The sequence below is a fragment of the Pulveribacter sp. genome (assembly GCF_032079985.1).
Lineage (GTDB): Bacteria > Pseudomonadota > Gammaproteobacteria > Burkholderiales > Burkholderiaceae_C > Melaminivora.
In genome coordinates this window covers 734,790-751,142 of record NZ_DAMATK010000002.1, presented here as the reverse complement: position 1 = coordinate 751,142, position 16,353 = coordinate 734,790, and the positions used below count along the sequence as shown (strand labels likewise).

General features: G+C 69.6%; 15 protein-coding genes and 2 riboswitches. Of the genes, 8 read left to right on the top strand and 7 right to left on the bottom strand.

The window, feature by feature from the left end; all coding sequences use genetic code 11:
* Positions 1-102 precede the first annotated feature (102 nt).
* From RT282_RS09775 to RT282_RS09760, 4 genes are all read right to left on the bottom strand, one after another.
* Positions 103-1,404, bottom strand: a complete 1,302-nt coding sequence (locus RT282_RS09775) for a DASH family cryptochrome (RefSeq protein WP_313313497.1) — start codon at positions 1,402-1,404, stop codon at positions 103-105.
* An 80-nt stretch (positions 1,405-1,484) separates the two neighbouring features.
* Entirely contained in the window at positions 1,485-2,417 is a 933-nt protein-coding gene (locus RT282_RS09770) for a fasciclin domain-containing protein (protein WP_313313495.1), read from the bottom strand.
* 121 nt (positions 2,418-2,538) lie between these two features.
* On the bottom strand, positions 2,539-3,132 hold the full coding sequence (locus RT282_RS09765) for a lipocalin family protein (protein ID WP_312759854.1): 594 nt from the start codon (positions 3,130-3,132) through the stop codon (positions 2,539-2,541).
* A gap of 19 nt (positions 3,133-3,151) precedes the next feature.
* Complete coding sequence (locus tag RT282_RS09760; protein WP_313313492.1) at positions 3,152-4,126, bottom strand: MerR family transcriptional regulator; 975 nt, start codon at positions 4,124-4,126, stop codon at positions 3,152-3,154.
* A gap of 116 nt (positions 4,127-4,242) precedes the next feature.
* On the opposite strand from RT282_RS09760, the gene RT282_RS09755 reads away from it, so the two are divergent.
* From RT282_RS09755 to RT282_RS09720, 8 genes are read left to right on the top strand one after another with little or no spacing between them, the layout of a single operon-like run.
* Positions 4,243-5,547, top strand: a complete 1,305-nt coding sequence (locus tag RT282_RS09755) for an NAD(P)/FAD-dependent oxidoreductase (protein WP_313313490.1) — start codon at positions 4,243-4,245, stop codon at positions 5,545-5,547.
* A complete protein-coding gene (locus tag RT282_RS09750) occupies positions 5,544-6,356 on the top strand; it encodes a DUF1365 domain-containing protein (protein ID WP_313313488.1) in 813 nt (270 codons plus the stop codon). The genes RT282_RS09755 and RT282_RS09750 overlap by 4 nt, the downstream gene beginning before the upstream one ends.
* Positions 6,357-6,358: 2 nt before the next feature.
* On the top strand, positions 6,359-7,582 hold the full coding sequence (locus tag RT282_RS09745) for a cyclopropane-fatty-acyl-phospholipid synthase family protein (protein ID WP_313313485.1): 1,224 nt from the start codon (positions 6,359-6,361) through the stop codon (positions 7,580-7,582).
* 56 nt (positions 7,583-7,638) lie between these two features.
* The gene (locus RT282_RS09740) at positions 7,639-8,214 is read left to right on the top strand and encodes a chalcone isomerase family protein (RefSeq protein WP_313313483.1); all 576 of its coding nucleotides are present in this window, start codon (positions 7,639-7,641) and stop codon (positions 8,212-8,214) included.
* On the top strand, positions 8,211-9,515 hold the full coding sequence (locus tag RT282_RS09735) for an MFS transporter (RefSeq protein ID WP_313313481.1): 1,305 nt from the start codon (positions 8,211-8,213) through the stop codon (positions 9,513-9,515). The genes RT282_RS09740 and RT282_RS09735 overlap by 4 nt, the downstream gene beginning before the upstream one ends.
* On the top strand, positions 9,512-10,048 hold the full coding sequence (locus RT282_RS09730) for a DUF3833 domain-containing protein (protein WP_313313480.1): 537 nt from the start codon (positions 9,512-9,514) through the stop codon (positions 10,046-10,048). Before RT282_RS09735 ends, RT282_RS09730 begins: the two co-directional genes overlap by 4 nt.
* A 3-nt stretch (positions 10,049-10,051) precedes the next feature.
* Entirely contained in the window at positions 10,052-10,834 is a 783-nt protein-coding gene (locus RT282_RS09725; RefSeq protein WP_313313479.1) for an SDR family NAD(P)-dependent oxidoreductase, read from the top strand.
* A 2-nt stretch (positions 10,835-10,836) separates the two neighbouring features.
* Entirely contained in the window at positions 10,837-11,349 is a 513-nt protein-coding gene (locus RT282_RS09720) for a nuclear transport factor 2 family protein (RefSeq protein ID WP_313313478.1), read from the top strand.
* A gap of 46 nt (positions 11,350-11,395) precedes the next feature.
* Here the strand turns inward: RT282_RS09720 and gcvP are convergent, their stop codons facing one another.
* The 3 genes from gcvP to gcvT all read right to left on the bottom strand — a co-directional run bounded on the left by gcvP (position 11,396) and on the right by gcvT (position 16,039).
* Positions 11,396-14,293 (bottom strand): aminomethyl-transferring glycine dehydrogenase, encoded by a 2,898-nt coding sequence (gcvP, locus tag RT282_RS09715; RefSeq protein WP_313313476.1) that lies wholly within the window; start codon positions 14,291-14,293, stop codon positions 11,396-11,398.
* A gap of 133 nt (positions 14,294-14,426) precedes the next feature.
* Positions 14,427-14,801, bottom strand: coding sequence for a glycine cleavage system protein GcvH (gene gcvH / locus RT282_RS09710; RefSeq protein ID WP_313079600.1), 375 nt, complete (start codon positions 14,799-14,801; stop codon positions 14,427-14,429).
* 95 nt (positions 14,802-14,896) lie between these two features.
* A complete protein-coding gene (gene gcvT, locus RT282_RS09705; RefSeq protein ID WP_313313474.1) occupies positions 14,897-16,039 on the bottom strand; it encodes a glycine cleavage system aminomethyltransferase GcvT in 1,143 nt (380 codons plus the stop codon).
* Positions 16,040-16,099: 60 nt separating this feature from the next.
* Positions 16,100-16,215, bottom strand: a riboswitch (glycine riboswitch).
* Between the two features lie 22 nt (positions 16,216-16,237).
* Positions 16,238-16,325, bottom strand: a riboswitch (glycine riboswitch).
* Positions 16,326-16,353 lie beyond the last annotated feature (28 nt).

Genomic DNA, 16,353 nt, shown 5'->3' with positions numbered 1-16,353 from the left:
CCATGCCAGCCCACCACCGACCCCGACATCAGCATCGGCGGCGGCGGCGGCGTGCCGCGCTGCCTCAGCCCTTCCGTGTCTTCGGGCCAGCGACCGACGCGCTCATGCGGTGCCCCAGAGCTGGCGGTAATGGCCATCGGGGTCGTACCGGCCCGCCTGTCGGGCCGGATCGAAGCGGCGCCGCGCGCGCGGGTGAGTGCGGCGGCTCGCGAGGAAGATCCAGTTGCCCCGGTTGCTGTAGACGTCGTAGTCAAGCAGCTGGTGCTCGAACCAGGCCGCCCCGGCGCGCCATTCGCACGCCAGGTCATGCACCAGAAAGCTTGCGACGATCTGCCGCAGCCGGTTGCCCAGGTAGCCAGTGGCGGCCAGCTCGCGCATGCCTGCGTCCGCCAGCGGCTGGCCGGTACGGCCTGCGCACCATGCGGCAAACCGGTCGGGTTGGTGCGTGGGCGTAGGCGCCTGTGCCAGGCCACGTGCGCGGTACAGCCCCGGGCCATGCCGCAGATGCAGGAAACGGAGGTGGTCGCGCCACAGCAACTCCAGCCACAGGCAGCGCGTGCCTTCGCTCGCGCCGTGCACCGCTTCATAGCGCCGCAGCTGCTCGAGCGCTTTGCGCGGTGACAGCGCTCCGGTGGCCAGCCAGGGCGACCACTTGCTGGAGTAACCCTGTCCGGCCAAGCTGTTGCGCGCGCGCTTGTGGCGTGCGGGCTGGTCACTGGCCAGGTAGCGTGCCAGGTGCGCGCGCGCAGCCGATTCGCCGGCATGCAGGCCGGACTGCAGGTAGGGAAACGCACTGCGGGCATCGGCCGCCGGGGCGATCGCGCTCAGGCGTGCCCAGGTGCGACGCTGCGCTTCCAGCACGCTGTCAGGCACGCCCCGGGGCCAAGGCGCCAAACGGCCCACGGGCGGCAGCGGCGCTGCCGGGGTCAGGCCAGTCTGTTCGACAGCCTGGCGGAAATGAGTGAAGCTGTCCGGCAGCTGCTGCAAGGGCCAGGGCAGCTGTGCCGGGTCAAACAGGCTGCTGTGCCAGATGGTGAGGACCGGCAGCCCTGCTGCCCGAACCGCGGCCACTTCGGCCTGCTCATCGGGGGCTGCAATGTCTTCGCAGACCACCCCGTCGGCCCCCACGGCTTGAGCCAGGGCGGGCAGGGCGGTGGCGGGCGGCTCGTCCAGCACCAGGAGCTGGCTGCCTGCCGTTTGCAGGGCACGGGCAAGATGCCGCACCGCACTGGCCCACCACGCACGGCGGTGCCGTCCCATGCGTGCAAAGCCCCATGCGGTGGGGGCATCCATGCCGGGCGTGCAGACGACTGGCAGTAGCCGCCGTGCGCCCATGGCCGCCTGCAGTGCCACCTGGTCGTGCAGGCGCAGATCGTTGCGGAACCAGAAGATTGTGGTGGTCATGCCGCCTCCTGGCGGGTGCGCCGCCGCCCGTTGTGGGGCTGCGCAGTGCGCGGCGCGAGGTACCGCACCGCGCACCGGCCTCAGGGCGCGGGAAGGATGACTTTGTCCAGCACGTGGATGACGCCGTTGGACGCCAGCACGTCCGTGGCGACGATGCCAGCCTGGCGCCCCCGCTGGTCGGTGATGGCCAGGGCCGGTGTCACCGCGAAGGTGCCGCCCTGCACGGTCTTGATGGGCGTGCCCACCGGCACCTCGGCCTTCAGCACCAGGCCTGGCACCACGTGGTAGGTGAGCACCTGAGTCAGCAGCGCGCTGTCGGCCAGCAGTTGCTCCTTGGTCACACCCAGTTCGCCGAGCAGCGCGGCAAACGCGGCGTTGGTCGGCGCGAACACCGTGAACGGTCCTGGGCCGCTCAGCGTGTCAGCCAGGCCTGCGGCGCTCACGGCCTCCACGAGCAGGCTGAAGTCGGCATTGGCCTGAGCCGTTTGCACAATGTTCTTGTCCGCGGGCAGCAGCACCTTGTTCACCGCGTGGATCACGCCATTGGACGCCTCGACATCGGTTTGCACGATCGTGCTGGCGCGGTTGCGGCCATCGGTGATCACCAGATCGCTGTCTTGCTTGTCCACCTTGAAGAAGCCGCCCTCCACGGGCCTGATGGGCTTGCCCAGCGGAACTGCGCTGCTGGGCACCGCGCCTGCAACGACGTGGTATTTCAGCACCGCGGTGAGCAGCGGCTTGTTGCCCAGCAGCTGGTCCTTGGTCACGCCCAGCTCCCCCAGCAGCGCGGCAAAGGCGTCGTTGGTGGGCGCAAAGACGGTGAACGGCCCGGGGGCGCTCAGGGTGTCGGCCAACCCGGCCGCCTGCACTGCCTCCACCAAGATGGTGAATCGGCTGTCGCCCTGGGCGACCTCCACGATATTGCCGGGGTGGTCGTCACCTCCGCTGCCGCCGCAGCCTGCGGCTGCAGCAAGCACGAACACTCCAAGTAGTCCTTTGATCCAGTTCAGCATGCCAGTTCTCCTGAGAAATGAATGGGGGGCGATGGCCCTTCGGTGCAGTCCATCTGTTCAACAGGTCATCGACGGTCCTCCTGCAAAGAATCCTGGCAATCAACGCCGTCACCGCACCGGCTCAGTGCGCCGAGTCCTGGCGCTCGTGCGGCACCCAGATCAGCGCCTGGGTGTCCACTCCCAGGGCGCGTGCGCGCGCCGTGATGTCCTCACGCAGCTGCGCCGGCATCTGTTTTTCGCGCGCCAGAATCCAGCAGTAGTCCGTGCTCGGCCCAAGCACCAGCGTCCAGCGGTAGTCGGGATCGAGCGCGACCACGTGGTAGCTGCCGTAAAACGGGCCGAAAAAAGACACCTTCAACGCACCCGTGGTGGGCGCGCCGGTGAACACGGCGCGGCCGACGGCCTCGCGCCATTGGCCAGTGGCCGGCACGTAGCCCCGGTTGACCACGCGCACGCTGCCGTCCGCCTGTTCGCTGTAGGTGGCCGACACATCGGTCATGCCGCGCTCAAAGGCGTGGTCCAGCCGCGCCAGTTCGTACCAGCGGCCCAGGTAGCGCTGCAGGTCAAAGGGCGACACAGCCCGTGCCCCGGATGGAGGCTGGTCGCTGGCGCAGCCCGTGAGTGCCGCGCCGCCCGCCAGCAGCAAACTGAGCACGCCGCGGCGCGCCAGGCCGCGATGCTCGCGGGATGCAGGAGTGGGCGGCGTAGCAGTCATGGGAAGGCTCTCCGGTCTTTCAGTGGGCGTGGCGCCACTGCGCCACCAGCGGTGGCAGGCTGGACAGCTGCTGCACCGTGCTGACCCCGGCCAACGGCATCTGGTGCAAGGCGTGGCAGGAACCGCCGACCCACAGCGCCGTGGCCGCGGGCAGCAGCGCGCGAAGTTCGCGCAGGCTGGTGCGCACGGCGGATGCCTTGTGCACGTTGCTGAAACTCAGCGCCACGATGTCGGCGCGGTGGGCTTGCGCCGCCTGCGCGATGTCCGTCACGGGTGTTTGGGTGCCGAGGGACACGCAGGTGCACCCTTCCAGCACCAACAGCGCCTCGACCATCAGCAGCCCCAGCCCGTGCAACTCCTGCGGCAGCGTGGTCAGCAGGACCGTGGGGCCCTGCAGCACGGGCGGGGGCGTCAGCGATGCAATGGCCTGTCGCAGCACACCGGTGAGCACGTCGGTATAGAGGTGCTCTTCGAAGACCTCAAAGCGTCCCTGTGCCCATGCCTCACCTACCGCAATGGTCAGTGGCGCGACCAGTTCGGTCACGAACGGGGCCAGGCCCATGCGCATCTGCGCCGTGCCCAGGGCATGGCGCAGTGCTTGGGGATCGTGGCTGCCGATCGTGGCGAGCAATTCCTCCACGGCCCCATCCACGCTACGATCCATTGAAGTTGTCTTGGACAAATAGCTTGCTGTCGCGGTACCGTTGTCTGCCAGCAGCGCCTGCAGTTCGCGCGTGCTCAGGCCAACCACCTTGCCCGGCCGCAGGCCTCCGTCCAGCAGCCGGCGGATCAGCTTGAGTTGCTGCACCTGTTCGGTGCTGTAGAGCCTGTCGCCGGCCGCATCGCGGGTGGGTGCAGGAAAACCATAGCGCTTTTCCCAGACGCGCAGGGTGTCCTTGCCCAGACCGGTCTCGCGCTCCACCGTGGAAATGGGCAGACCGAGGAGGTCGGGGAGCGGTGCGTCCGTTGCGATCGGTGTGATTTCTGTGGTCATGGCAGTTGCGTGCTAGGAAATATTGTCTAAGACAAAAATAAATTTGTCTAGTACATTACGCCACAGCGCAACGGCCCTGTGCCGCTTGCATGCAGGCTCACCGAGGGGAACAGGCCATGAAAGTTGCTGTCGTTGGATCGGGTATTTCAGGCTTGGCGGCGGCACACCGGCTGCGCGGGCAGGCGCGGGTGACGCTGTTCGAGGCCGGCAGCTATTTCGGCGGGCACACACACACGGTCGACGTGACCTTGCCCAACGTCCGCAAGCAGGCCGTCACGCACGGTGTGGATACCGGCTTTCTGGTGTTCAACGAGCGCACCTATCCCGGCCTGATCGCGCTGTTCGATGCGCTGGGTGTGCCCACCGTGGCGTCCGACATGTCTTTTTCCGTGCAGGTGCCCGGTGCCGGAGCCTGGGGACTTGGTGCGCTGGAGTGGAGCGGCTCCAGCCTCACAACCGTGTTCGCGCAGCGCCGCAACCTGCTGCGCCCGCGGTTTCTCGGCATGCTTGCCGAACTGCTGCGCTTCAACCGGCTGTGCACCGCCTTGGCGCTGCGCGGTGGCGAGGAGGCGCTGGCGCAGCCGCTGGGCGACTTTCTGGACCAGCATGGCTTCAGTGACGCGTTTCGCCACTGGTACTTCCTGCCCATGCTGGGTTGCATCTGGAGCTGTCCGACCGACCAGATGCTGCGCTTTCCCGTGGCCACCATGGTGCGCTTTTGCCACAACCACGGCCTGATCCAGGTGAATCACCGGCCGCCATGGCGCACCGTGCAGGGCGGGGCGCGTCAGTACGTGCAGGCGCTGCTGCGTGGCTTGGACGCCCGCCTGGCCACGCCGGTGCAGCGCGTGGAGCGCCACGCCGCCGGGGTGCTCGTGCGAACGGCCGCCGGCAGCGAGCACTTCGACGCCCTGGTCCTGGCCGTACACAGCGACCAGGCGCTACGCCTGCTGGCCCGCCCCAGCATCGCCGAGCAGCAGATGCTGGCCGCCATCCGCTACCAGCCCAACCGGGCCGTGCTGCACACGGATACCCGGGTGCTGCCGCGCCGGCGCGCCGCCTGGGCGGCCTGGAACTACGAGCGCGCGGCTGATGGCGCACAGGAGTCGGCCCGCGTCTGCCTGCACTACTGGATCAACCGGCTGCAGCCGCTGCCGTTCGCCCAGCCGGTGCTGGTGTCGCTCAACCCGGTGCGGCCCATTGATCCGGCGCAGGTCATCGGGGAATACGACTACGAGCATCCGGTGTTCGACCTGGCCGCCCTGGCGGCGCAAAAGCAGGTCGCGCAGCTGCAAGGTGTGCAGCGGACCTGGTTCGCGGGCGCGTGGACGGGTTATGGGTTTCATGAGGACGGCCTGCAGTCCGGCTACCGCGCGGCCGACGCGCTGCTGGCCCAGCTGCACCGGCGCGAGGCCGCATGAGCGACGTCGCCGCTGCTGCGTGCGTTCCGCACATTGGGTTCGGCCATGTGTGGCATACGCGGCTGCGCCCGCGGCTGCACCGCTTCGCGGTACCGACCTTCTTCGTGCTGCTGCCCATGCGTACGCTGGCGCGGCGGCCCGAGGCCGCGGGCGTGCTGGCTCTCAATCGGCCGGGTGTGCTGTCTTTTCACGACGCCGACCATGGCTGGGGCATGCACCCGCGCCGGGGCAATGCGCTGGCCTGGCTGGAGGGCCTGCTGCAGGCCCAGGGCATCGACGACGCGGACGGCGAGATCTGGCTGCAGTGCTACCCACGGGTGCTGGGCTACAGCTTCAAGCCGGTGAGCTTTTGGTATTGCCACCGCACGGATGGCAGCCTGCGCGTCATCGTGGCCGAGGTGAACAACACCTTTGGCGAACGCCATGCCTATGTGCTCGACCAGCCTTGTTACGGCCAGCCGCTGCAGGCGCACAAGGTGTTTCACGTCTCGCCGTTTTGCGCGGTGCGGGGCCACTACCGTTTCAAGTTTCTGCGCACCGGGGCGGGCGGCCTGCAGTCGGCGCGGGTGCGCATCGACTACCACGACGACACCGGCCCGGTGCTGCTGACCGGCATGGCAGGGCGGCTGGAGCCCCTGACCGCCGCCAGCCGGCGCCGCGCCCTGTGGCGCTACCCGCTGCTCACCCTGGGCGTGACGGTCCGCATCCTCTGGAACGCGCTGCTGCTATGGGCCAAGCGTGTGCCCGTGCATTCGCACCCTGCCGCGCCGGCCGTGCCCGTGTCCCGTTCCTTTCCCTGCGAGCCTTGACCATGAACACGACGACCAGTGCTTCGTTTTCCCCGCGCCTGCCGGCTGGTGTGCCCGCTGCCGGGCGCAGCGTGCTGCGGCTGCTGCAGCGCCTGCAGCATGGCACCCTGCATCTGGAGCTGCCCGACGGCAGCGCGCTGCAGCTGGGCTGCGCAGGCCCGCCCCAGGCCAGCATGCGCCTGCAGCGCTGGAAGGTCCTGGGCGCGGTACTGCGCTCGGGCGACATCGGGCTGGCCGAGAGCTATATCGACCAGGACTGGAGCACGCCGCACCTTGCCGACCTGCTGCGCCTGCTGATGGCCAACCGCGATGCCCTGCAGTCGCTGGTGTACGGCGGCTGGTGGGGCCGGCTGGCCTACCGGCTGCGCCACCTGCTCAACCGCAACACGCGCAGTGGCAGCCGGCGCAACATCCAGGCGCACTATGACCTGGGCAATGCCTTCTACCGGCTCTGGCTGGACCCGAGCATGAACTATTCCTCGGCGTGGTTCCAGGGCGACCTGTCGGGCGACCTGGCACAGGCGCAGCTGGCCAAGATGCGCCGCGCGCTGGACAGCGCCGGCGTGCGGCCAGGCAGCCGGCTGCTGGAGATCGGCTGCGGCTGGGGCGCCGTGGCCGAGCTGGCGGCCAGCCAGTACCAGGCCCACGTGACCGGTGTGACGCTGTCCGCCGAGCAATTGGCCTTTGCCCGCGAGCGCCTGCAGGCGGCAGGTCTGACTGGCCGCGCCGACCTGCGCCTGCAGGACTACCGCGACATCGACGATGCGCCCTTCGATGCCATCTGCTCCATCGAGATGGTGGAGGCCGTCGGCCAGGCCTATTGGCCAAGCTACTTCGCCACCGTCCAGCGCCTGCTCAAACCTGGCGGACGTGCGTGCGTGCAAAGCATCGTCATCGACGACCGGCTGTTCGAACGCTACGTGCGCGGCACCGATTTCATCCAGCAGTATGTGTTTCCCGGCGGCTGCCTGCCCAGCCCCACGCGGTTTCGCGCGGCCGCCCGGCAGGCGGGACTGCGGGTGGTGGAGGAATTCGCTTTCGGCGCCGACTATGCCGAAACCCTGCGCCGCTGGCACCGCGAATTCACGCGGCAGCGGGCACAGGTGCTGGAGCAGGGATTCGACGCCGCCTTCCTGCGCACCTGGGAGTTCTACCTCGCCTACTGCGAGGCGGCCTTCGACAGCGGCAGCATCGATGTCGTGCAGTACACGCTGGCCCGAGATTGAAAAATGATAGCTGCTCACGCTTGCTGCATATGCCTTGGAGCCTGATTTCATCCTTGATGCGATGCGCCTTGGCGCAGGGACTGGCGCTGGGCCTGACCCTGAACCTGACGGGTGTGGCGGCCGCGGTGCCGACCGGGCCTGCACCGCTGGCGCCCGCCGCCGTGCGCGAGACCCTGGGGGACGCGGCGGTCAGCGGGCAGGGAGCACTGCGCTTTCTCGGCCTGCACGTGTACGACGCCCGGCTGTGGGTGGCTCCTGGGTTCGAGGCGGAGACCTTCGAAAGGCATCCGCTGGCGCTGGAGCTGCGCTATCACCGCGCGTTCCTCGGCGCCGCCATCGCCCAGCGTTCGCTCGAAGAAATCAACCAGCAGGCTAGTGTGACGCCCGCGCAGGCGCAGCAATGGCGCACGCTGCTGGCGCAAGTGCTGCCCGATGTGCAGGCAGGCGATGTACTGACGGGGCTGTACCTTCCGGGCCAGGGCCTGCAGTTGTGGCGGGGCGACCGGCGGCTGGGCAGCATCCAGGATGCCGAGCTGGCGCGGCGCTTCTTCGGCATCTGGCTGTCTCCGCGCACCTCGCAGCCGGCGCTGCGCCGGGCGCTGCTGGGGCAGCAGGCGCCCGAAGCACCATGAGCAGCATGGCGGCGCCACCGGTCGCGCCTGGGCTGCCCTGGCAGGCCGGACTTGCCTATGGCCTGCTGGGTCTGCCGGTGGCTTTTGCCGCTTTGCCGCTGTACGTGGTGCTGCCGCACCACTACGCCAGCGGGCTCGGGCTGCCGCTGGCCACCGTGGGCACGCTGCTGATGCTGGTGCGGCTGATCGACGCCGGCGCCGAGCCGCTCATCGGCCGCTGGAGCGACCGGCTGTACCGCCGCAGGCTGCCCGAAGTGATGGCGGTGCTGGCAGTGGCCGCGGCGCTGCTGGGCCTGGGCATGGCGGGGCTGTTCTTCCCTGCGGTGGCCACGCCCGCTGCGCTGGCGGCGTGGATGGTCGCGGGGTTGCTGCTGACCTGTCTGGCACACAGCCTGCTGGTCATCGCGCACCAGGCCTGGGGCGTGCGCCTGGGTGGCGACGGCGTGCAGCGCAGCCGCATCGTTGCCTGGCGCGAAGGGGCCGGTCTGGCGGGCGTGGTGGCTGCCAGTGCGGCGTCGCTGGCCTGGGGGGCCGCTGCGATGCTCGGGCTGCTGGCTCCCGCGCTGCTGCTGGGCTGGCTGGCCCTGTGGCGGGCGCCGCAGCCGCCGCGGCAGGCGCCCGCAGCTGCGGGGTCAGGTCAAGCCTGGATGTGGGAGCCCCTGGCCCAGCCGGCCTTTCGGCGGCTGCTGGCGGTTTTCCTGTGCAACGGCACCGCCAGCGCCATACCGGCCGCGCTCATGCTGTTTTTTGCCGATGACCGCCTGGGGGCCACCCAGGCGCAGATCGCGCTGTTCCTGGTTGTGTACTTCGTCAGTGGCGCCCTGTCCCTGCCGCTGTGGGTGCGCGCGGTGGGCCGTGCCGGGCTGGAGCGCGCCTGGCTTGCCGGCATGCTGCTGGCGGTGGTCTGCTTCGGCTGGGCGGCGGCGCTGGGCAGCGGCCAGGTGCTGGCCTTCGGGCTGGTGTGCCTGCTCACCGGCGTGGCCCTGGGCGCCGACCTGGCCGTGCCGGGTGCGCTGCTGGCCCTGCTCATCGAGCGCCAGGGCGCACAGGGCGTGCGCGACGGCGCCTACCTGGGCTGGTGGAACCTGGCCAGCAAACTCAATCTGGCCCTGGCCGCCGGCGCCGCCCTGCCGCTGCTGCAGTGGCTGGGCTACACGCCGGGCAGCCAGGACGGCGCGGCCTTGCACCGGCTGGCCTGGATCTACGCGCTGCTGCCCTGCGCGCTCAAGCTGGTGGCCGCCGCGGCGCTGCACCGGCTGCTCATCAAGCCTTCATCCACTCGCCAAAGAGGTCTCCCATGACAAATCGTCGCTATCTTCTGCTGGGCCTGCTGGCAGGCTCGGCGGTCCTGGTCGGCTGTGCAAGCCCCCGGGTCACCGACTATGCCCAGGAGAGCCCCGCCCTGGAGCTGGACCGCTACTTCAACGGTCGGGTGCGCGCCCACGGCCTGTTCCAAAAGCGCGGCGGCGAGGTGGTGCGCCGCTTCACGGTGGTCATGGACTGCCGCTGGGAGGGCAACCAGGGCGTGCTGGACGAGACCTTCACCTATTCCGATGGCACGGCGCAGCGCCGCATCTGGCGCCTGACCAAGCACGAAGGCGGCCGCTACACCGGCACGGCCGGCGATGTGGTGGGCGAGGCCGAGGGCCAGACGTCGGGCAACGCCTTCCGCTGGAATTACACGCTGCGCCTGCCGATCAACGGCAAGGAGTACGACGTGCAGTTCGACGACTGGATGTTCCTGATGGAGGACGGGGTGCTGCTGAACCGGGCGACCATGAGCAAGTTTGGCGTGACGCTGGGCGAACTGCTGGTGTCCTTCACCAAGGAATAAGCCGTGGCGCTCAATCCTCCCATCAGCGACTGGCATGGGCGGCGGGTGTGGCTGGTGGGCGCCTCCAGCGGCATCGGCCGCGCCGTGGCGTCGCTGCTGCACGCGCGGGGGGCGCAGGTGTGCGTGTCCGCCCGCAGCCAGGGCCGGCTGGATGGGTTTGTGCGCGAGCACCCGGGCAGCCAGGCGCTGGCGCTGGACGTGACCGACGCGGCAGCGGTGGCCAGCGCTGCCCGGCAGCTGCTGGCCACCGGGCCGCTGGACCTGGTGTGCTACTGCGCAGGGCACTACACCCCCCAGACCGCCGACGCGCTGGACCTGGACGAGCTGCTGCGGCACCAGCGGGTCAACGTCGGCGGCGCGCTGCATGTGCTGGCCGCCGTGGTGCCCGCCCTGCTGCAGGCGGCGAAAGCGGGTGGCACGCCGCACGTGAGCCTGGTGGCCAGCGTGGCGGGCTGGCGCGGCCTGCCGCAGAGCCTGGGCTACGGCCCCACCAAGGCGGCGCTCATCAACCTGGCGGAGAACCTGTTCCTGGACCTGCGCCCGCGCGGTGTCGCCGTCAGCGTGATCAATCCGGGCTTTGTCGACACGCCGCTGACCGCGCAGAACCGCTTTGCCATGCCGGCGCTGCTCAGCCCCAAGCAGGCCGCGCGGGCCATCGTGCACGGCTGGGGCCGGGGGCACTTCGAGCTGCACTTTCCGCGCCGTTTCACCGCCGCACTCAAGCTCATGCGCTGCCTGCCTTATCGCTGGTATTTCTTCCTCGTGCACCGCATCACCGGGCTTTGACCATGCGACCTTCCCCCGACCGGCAGGCCGGAACCGCCACGCAGTCCCAGCACGCCTGCACCGTGGCTGCGACGCAGCGGCTGATCGCACTGTACGAGCGGCTCTCGCCGGCAGATCTGCCGATGCTGGGGCAGTACTACGCGGTCGATGCGCGCTTCAAGGACCCCTTCAATGACGTGCGCGGCGTGCCTGCTATCACGCAGGTGTTTGCCCACATGTTCGAGACGCTGGAGCAGGCGCGCTTCGTCGTCACCCGGCACATGGTGGAGAGCGACCAGGCCTTCCTCGCCTGGGAGCTGCACTTTCGCATGCGCCGCTGGCGCCCGGGGCTGGACCAGCGCATCCAGGGTGCCAGCCTGGTGCGCTTCAATGCCGAGGGCCGGGTGGCGGACCACCGGGACTACTGGGATGCGGCCGAGGAGCTGTACGAGAAGCTTCCCGTGCTGGGCGCGCTTATGCGCTGGTTGCGCGCGAGGGCTGGCGCTGCCACGCACGCCGCCGCACGCGTGCGCTGAGGCGCTGGCCGGCGGCGGCGCCCCTGGGGCTGCGCCGCCGCTGTGCTCAGTCCGGGTCGCCCACCGGCAGGCAGCTGCAAAAAAGATTGCGGTCGCCGTAGACGTTGTCCACGCGCCCCACGGGGCTCCAGTACTTGTTGCGCCGCAAGGCATCGACGGGATAGGCCGCCGCTTCGCGCGGGTAGGGGTGGTCCCACTGCGTGCCCAGCAGGCTTTCGGCCGTGTGCGGGGCGTTCTTCAGGGGGTTGTCGTCGCGCGGCAGCGCGCCGGATTCAATCTGGCCGATCTCTGCGCGGATGGCGATCATCGCGTCGATGAAGCGGTCGATCTCGGCCAGGTCCTCGCTTTCGGTGGGCTCCACCATCAGCGTGTTGGGAACGGGAAAACTCAGCGTGGGCGCGTGAAAGCCATAGTCGATCAGCCGCTTGGCCACGTCCTCGGCCATCACGCCGCTGCTTTCCTTGAAGTGGCGCAGGTCCAGGATGCACTCGTGCGCCACGTGGCCGTTGGCCGAGGCGTACAGCGTGGGATAGTGGTCCTTCAAGCGGGCGCTGATGTAGTTGGCGCTGAGGATGGCGACCTCGGTCGCGGCCTGCAGGCCCTGCGCGCCCATCATGCGGATGTACATCCACGAGATCGGCAGCACGGCCGCGTTGCCCAGCGGCGCTGCGCTGACGGCGCCCACCTTGCCCGCGATGCCGGCCGTGGCGTGGCCGGGCAGGTAGGGCACCAGGTCCTCGACCACGCACACGGGGCCCACGCCAGGCCCGCCGCCGCCGTGGGGGATGCAGAAGGTCTTGTGCAGGTTCAGGTGGCTCACGTCGCCGCCGAACTCGCCCGGCGCGGCCACGCCGACCAGGGCGTTCATGTTGGCGCCGTCCACATACACGCGCCCGCCGTGCTGGTGCACGATCTGGCACAGCTCCTTGACCTGGGTCTCGAACACGCCGTGCGTGCTGGGGTAGGTGATCATCACGCAGGCCAGGTTCTGGCTGTGCTGCTCGCACTTGGCCCGCAGGTCGCCCATGTCCACGTTGCCGTTCTCGTCGCACTTGGTGACCACCACCTGCATGCCCACCATCTGCGCGCTGGCCGGGTTCGTGCCGTGGGCGCTGCTGGGGATGAGGCAGATGTTGCGCTGCGTGTTGCCCTGCGCCGCATGCCAGGCCTTGATGGCCAGCAGGCCGGCGTATTCGCCCTGGCTGCCGGCGTTGGGCTGCAGGCTGACGCCGGCATAGCCCGTGGCCTCGCACAGCCACTGGCGCAGCTGCGCGTCCAGCTCCCGGTAGCCCTCCAGCTGGTCGGCCGGAGCGAAGGGGTGCACCTGGGCGAATTCGGGCCAGGTGATGGGGATCATCTCGCTGGTGGCGTTCAGCTTCATGGTGCAGGAGCCCAGCGGGATCATGCTGCGGTCCAGCGCCAGGTCCTTGTCGGACAGGCTGCGGATGTAGCGCAGCATGGCCGTCTCGCTGTGGTGCGTGTTGAACACCGGGTGCGTGAGGAAGGCGCTGCTGCGCTGCAGCGCGGGCGGGATCAGCGTGTCCACGCCCATCTCGAAGTCGGCGAAGGTGAGCGTGGCCTGGCCGTCCTTGGCGAAGATCTTCCACAGCAGCTCGACGTCGGCCCGCGTGGTGGTCTCGTCCAGCGAGATGCACAGGTACTCGTTCCAATAGATTCGCAGGTTGACGCCCATGGAGACTGCGCGGGCAGCTATTGTTTTGGTAGCGTCGCGGGTGTGCAGGCTCAAGGTGTCGAAGCTGGCGTGCTCGCGCAGCGGCGCACCCAGGCTTCTCAAGCCCTGCGCCAGGATGGCCGTGTAGGTGGCCACGCGCCGGGCGATGCGCGTCAGGCCCTCGGGGCCGTGGTACACGGCGTACATGCTGGCGATCACGGCGGGCAGCACCTGCGCGGTGCAGATGTTGGAGGTGGCCTTTTCGCGCCTGATGTGCTGCTCGCGCGTCTGCAGCGCCAGGCGGTAGGCCCGCTGGCCGTGCACGTCCACGCTCACGCCCACCAGGCGCCCGGGCAGGCTGCGCTTGAAGGCGTCGCGGCAGGCCATGTAGGCGGCGTGCGGGCCGCCCGCGCCCATGGGCATCCCTAAGCGCTGTGTGGTGCCGACGACGATGTCGGCGCCCCATTCGCCCGGCGGCACGATCAGGGTGAGCGCCAGCAGGTCGGCGCAGGCGATGACGGCGGCCTGGCGCGCGTGGGCCTTCTCGGCCGCGGCACGCAGGCTGTCCACGTCGTCGATGCGGCCGCTGGTGGCGGGGTACTGCACCAGCAGCGCGAAATAGTCGCCGTCGACGGCCGCGTCCCATTCCTCGCGCGAATTGGCCAGCACTACTTCGATGCCCAGCGGCGCGGCGCGCGTCTGGATGACCTCGATGGTCTGCGGGTGGGCGTCGCCGGCGACGATGAAGCGGTTGCTCTGCGCCTTGACCGAGCGGCGCGCCAGCGTCATGGCTTCGGCGGCAGCGGTGGCCTCGTCCAGCATGGAGGCGTTGGCGATGTCCATGCCCGTGAGGTCGGTGACCATGGTCTGGAAGTTGACCAGCGCCTCCATGCGGCCCTGGCTGATCTCGGCCTGGTAGGGCGTGTAGGCGGTGTACCAGGCGGGGTTCTCCAGCACGTTGCGCAGGATGACGCCGGGCGTGTGCGTGCCGTAGTAGCCCTGGCCGATGAAGCTCTTGAGCACGCGGTTCTTGCCCGCGATGGTGCGCAGCTCGGCCAGCGCCGCCGCCTCGGTCGTGGGCGCGGGCAGCTGCATGCTGCTGGTGCGGGCGATGGATCGCGGCACGATGGAGTCGATGAGGGCGCGGCGCGAGGCCTCGCCGATCACGGACAGCATGTGCGCCTCGTCCGAGGCGTCCGGACCGATGTGGCGCGGCAGGAATTCGGCGGCGTTTTCAAGCGCGGCCAGGGGCAGGGCGGCGGGCATCTGCATGGGACGGAGCCTTCGGTTTGCTATTGAATAAAGAGCTGCTGCCGCTTGCCTGGCAAGGGTTTGAGCTCGATTTGACTAATATTTCTGACCAGCGGCCCGCGCGCCCTCCAAGGCGCCGCGGGCCGGCGCGCCGTCAGGCGTTGGCCGCGAACTCGTTGTAGGCCGTCTCGTCCATCAGGCTGGACAGCTCCTTCTCGTCGCTCAGCTTGACCTTGAAGAACCAGCCGCTGCCCAGCGGGTCGGAATTGGCCAGCGAAGGGTCGGCGCGCAGGCTTTCGTTGACTTCGACGATCTCGCCCGAGATCGGCATGTACACGTCGGCGGCGGCCTTCACCGACTCCACCACGCCGGCCACTTCACCCTGCTTGAAGGTGGTGCCCACGGCGGGCAGGTCCACGAAGACGATGTCGCCCAGGGCGTCCTGCGCGTGCACGGTGATGCCGACCACGGCGGCGGCCGGCTCGGCGGTGTTGATCCACTCGTGGTCTTTGGAATACTGGATGGTCATGGGGCGGCTCCGAAGGAAAGTTGGAACGAAAAAAGGATCGATAAAGTGGGCGGTGCGCCCGCTGGCACTGTAGCCGCGGGTGCCCGGCCCGGCCGTCAGCCGCGGTGGTAGCGCGGCGGCAGGAAGGGGGTGGGCGCCACCTCCATGGGCACGGCCTTGCCGCGCACCAGGGCGTTCAGGCGCGTGCCGGGCTGGGCCAGGTGCGGCGGCACGTAGGCCAGGGCGATGGGTTTGTCCAGGCTGGGCGCCAGCAGGCCGCTGGTCACCGTGCCGGCGCTCTCGCCCGCTTCCGTCTGCAGGGCAGTGCCCTCGCGCACGGGCACGCGCTCCAGGGCCACCAGGCCCACGCGCTTGCGCGTCAGGCTGCTCGGGTCGTCGATCTGCGCCAGCACCCGGGCCGCGCCGGGAAAGCCGCCGGCGCGCGCGCCGCCCGTGCGCCGCACCTTCTGGATGGCCCAGTTCAGCGCGGCCTCGGGCGGCGTGGTGGTGGTGTCGATGTCGTTGCCGTACAGGCACAGGCCGGCCTCCAGGCGCAGCGAATTGCGCGCGCCCAGGCCCACGGGCTTGACCTCGGGCTGCGCCAGCAGGGCGCGCGCCAGGCTCTCGGCGTTCGCGGCGGGCACGGAGATCTCGAAGCCGTCCTCGCCGGTGTAGCCGCTGCGGGTGATGAACAGCGGCACGCCCTGCCAGTCGAAGTGCCCGCCGCTCATGAAGACCAGCTGCTGCACGCCCGGCACCAGCCGCGACAGCGCCGCGGCGGCCTGCGGGCCCTGCAGCGCCAGCAGCCCCTGGTCGGGCAGGGGGCGCACCTCGCAGCGGTCGCCGATGCGCGCCTGGATGTGCGCGATGTCGGCCGCCTTGCAGGCGCCGTTGACGATCAGGAACAGTGTGCTTGCACCGTCCACCAGCCCCTGGTTGAAGCACATCAGGTCATCGATGACGCCGCCGTCCTCGTTCAGCAGCAGGCCATAGCGCTGGCGGCCGACGGGCAGGTCGATCACGTCCACGGGCATCAGCGTTTCCAGCGCCGCGGCGGCATCCGGCCCCACCAGCAGCAGCTGGCCCATGTGCGAGACGTCGAACAGGCCGGCCTGCGCGCGCGTGTGCAGGTGCTCGGCCATCAGGCCGCTGGGGTACTGCACGGGCATGGCATAGCCGGCGAAGGGCACCATGCGCGCGCCCAGCTCCAGGTGCAGGGCGTGCAGGGGGGTGGTCAGCAGGGATTCGGTGGTGGTCACGGGCGAACAGGCTCCGGGGCAAATGGTGATGCGGCCCGCCTCGTCTGGCTTGGCCGCAGGATTTGCCCGGCTGTCCGCTCGACCTGAGAGATTCGCCCCGGGTACGGGGGTTGCTCCTTCGGTGGGCCGGCTCAATCTGTCTAGCGCGCGTCCAGCCTCTCTCCAGCAAGGGAAACGCCCGCATCCCTGCGGGCGTGTCGTCAGTCCTTTTGCCTGAGCGTTCGGCTGCTGCCTGCGCCTTCGGCGGCCCTTGGCGCGTGCATCGCGTACGGGCTCTCTCCTGACGCGGCGGATTCTAAGCCAGCGCGGGGGCC

Coding starts and splice junctions, on each gene's coding strand:
- RT282_RS09775 (WP_313313497.1), bottom strand. CDS start 1,404: ATGACCACCACAATCTTCTGGTTCCGCAACGATCTGCGCCTGCACGAC.
- RT282_RS09770 (WP_313313495.1), bottom strand. CDS start 2,417: ATGCTGAACTGGATCAAAGGACTACTTGGAGTGTTCGTGCTTGCTGCA.
- RT282_RS09765 (WP_312759854.1), bottom strand. CDS start 3,132: ATGACTGCTACGCCGCCCACTCCTGCATCCCGCGAGCATCGCGGCCTG.
- RT282_RS09760 (WP_313313492.1), bottom strand. CDS start 4,126: ATGACCACAGAAATCACACCGATCGCAACGGACGCACCGCTCCCCGAC.
- RT282_RS09755 (WP_313313490.1), top strand. CDS start 4,243: ATGAAAGTTGCTGTCGTTGGATCGGGTATTTCAGGCTTGGCGGCGGCA.
- RT282_RS09750 (WP_313313488.1), top strand. CDS start 5,544: ATGAGCGACGTCGCCGCTGCTGCGTGCGTTCCGCACATTGGGTTCGGC.
- RT282_RS09745 (WP_313313485.1), top strand. CDS start 6,359: ATGAACACGACGACCAGTGCTTCGTTTTCCCCGCGCCTGCCGGCTGGT.
- RT282_RS09740 (WP_313313483.1), top strand. CDS start 7,639: ATGCGATGCGCCTTGGCGCAGGGACTGGCGCTGGGCCTGACCCTGAAC.
- RT282_RS09735 (WP_313313481.1), top strand. CDS start 8,211: ATGAGCAGCATGGCGGCGCCACCGGTCGCGCCTGGGCTGCCCTGGCAG.
- RT282_RS09730 (WP_313313480.1), top strand. CDS start 9,512: ATGACAAATCGTCGCTATCTTCTGCTGGGCCTGCTGGCAGGCTCGGCG.
- RT282_RS09720 (WP_313313478.1), top strand. CDS start 10,837: ATGCGACCTTCCCCCGACCGGCAGGCCGGAACCGCCACGCAGTCCCAG.
- gcvP (WP_313313476.1), bottom strand. CDS start 14,293: ATGCAGATGCCCGCCGCCCTGCCCCTGGCCGCGCTTGAAAACGCCGCC.
- gcvH (WP_313079600.1), bottom strand. CDS start 14,801: ATGACCATCCAGTATTCCAAAGACCACGAGTGGATCAACACCGCCGAG.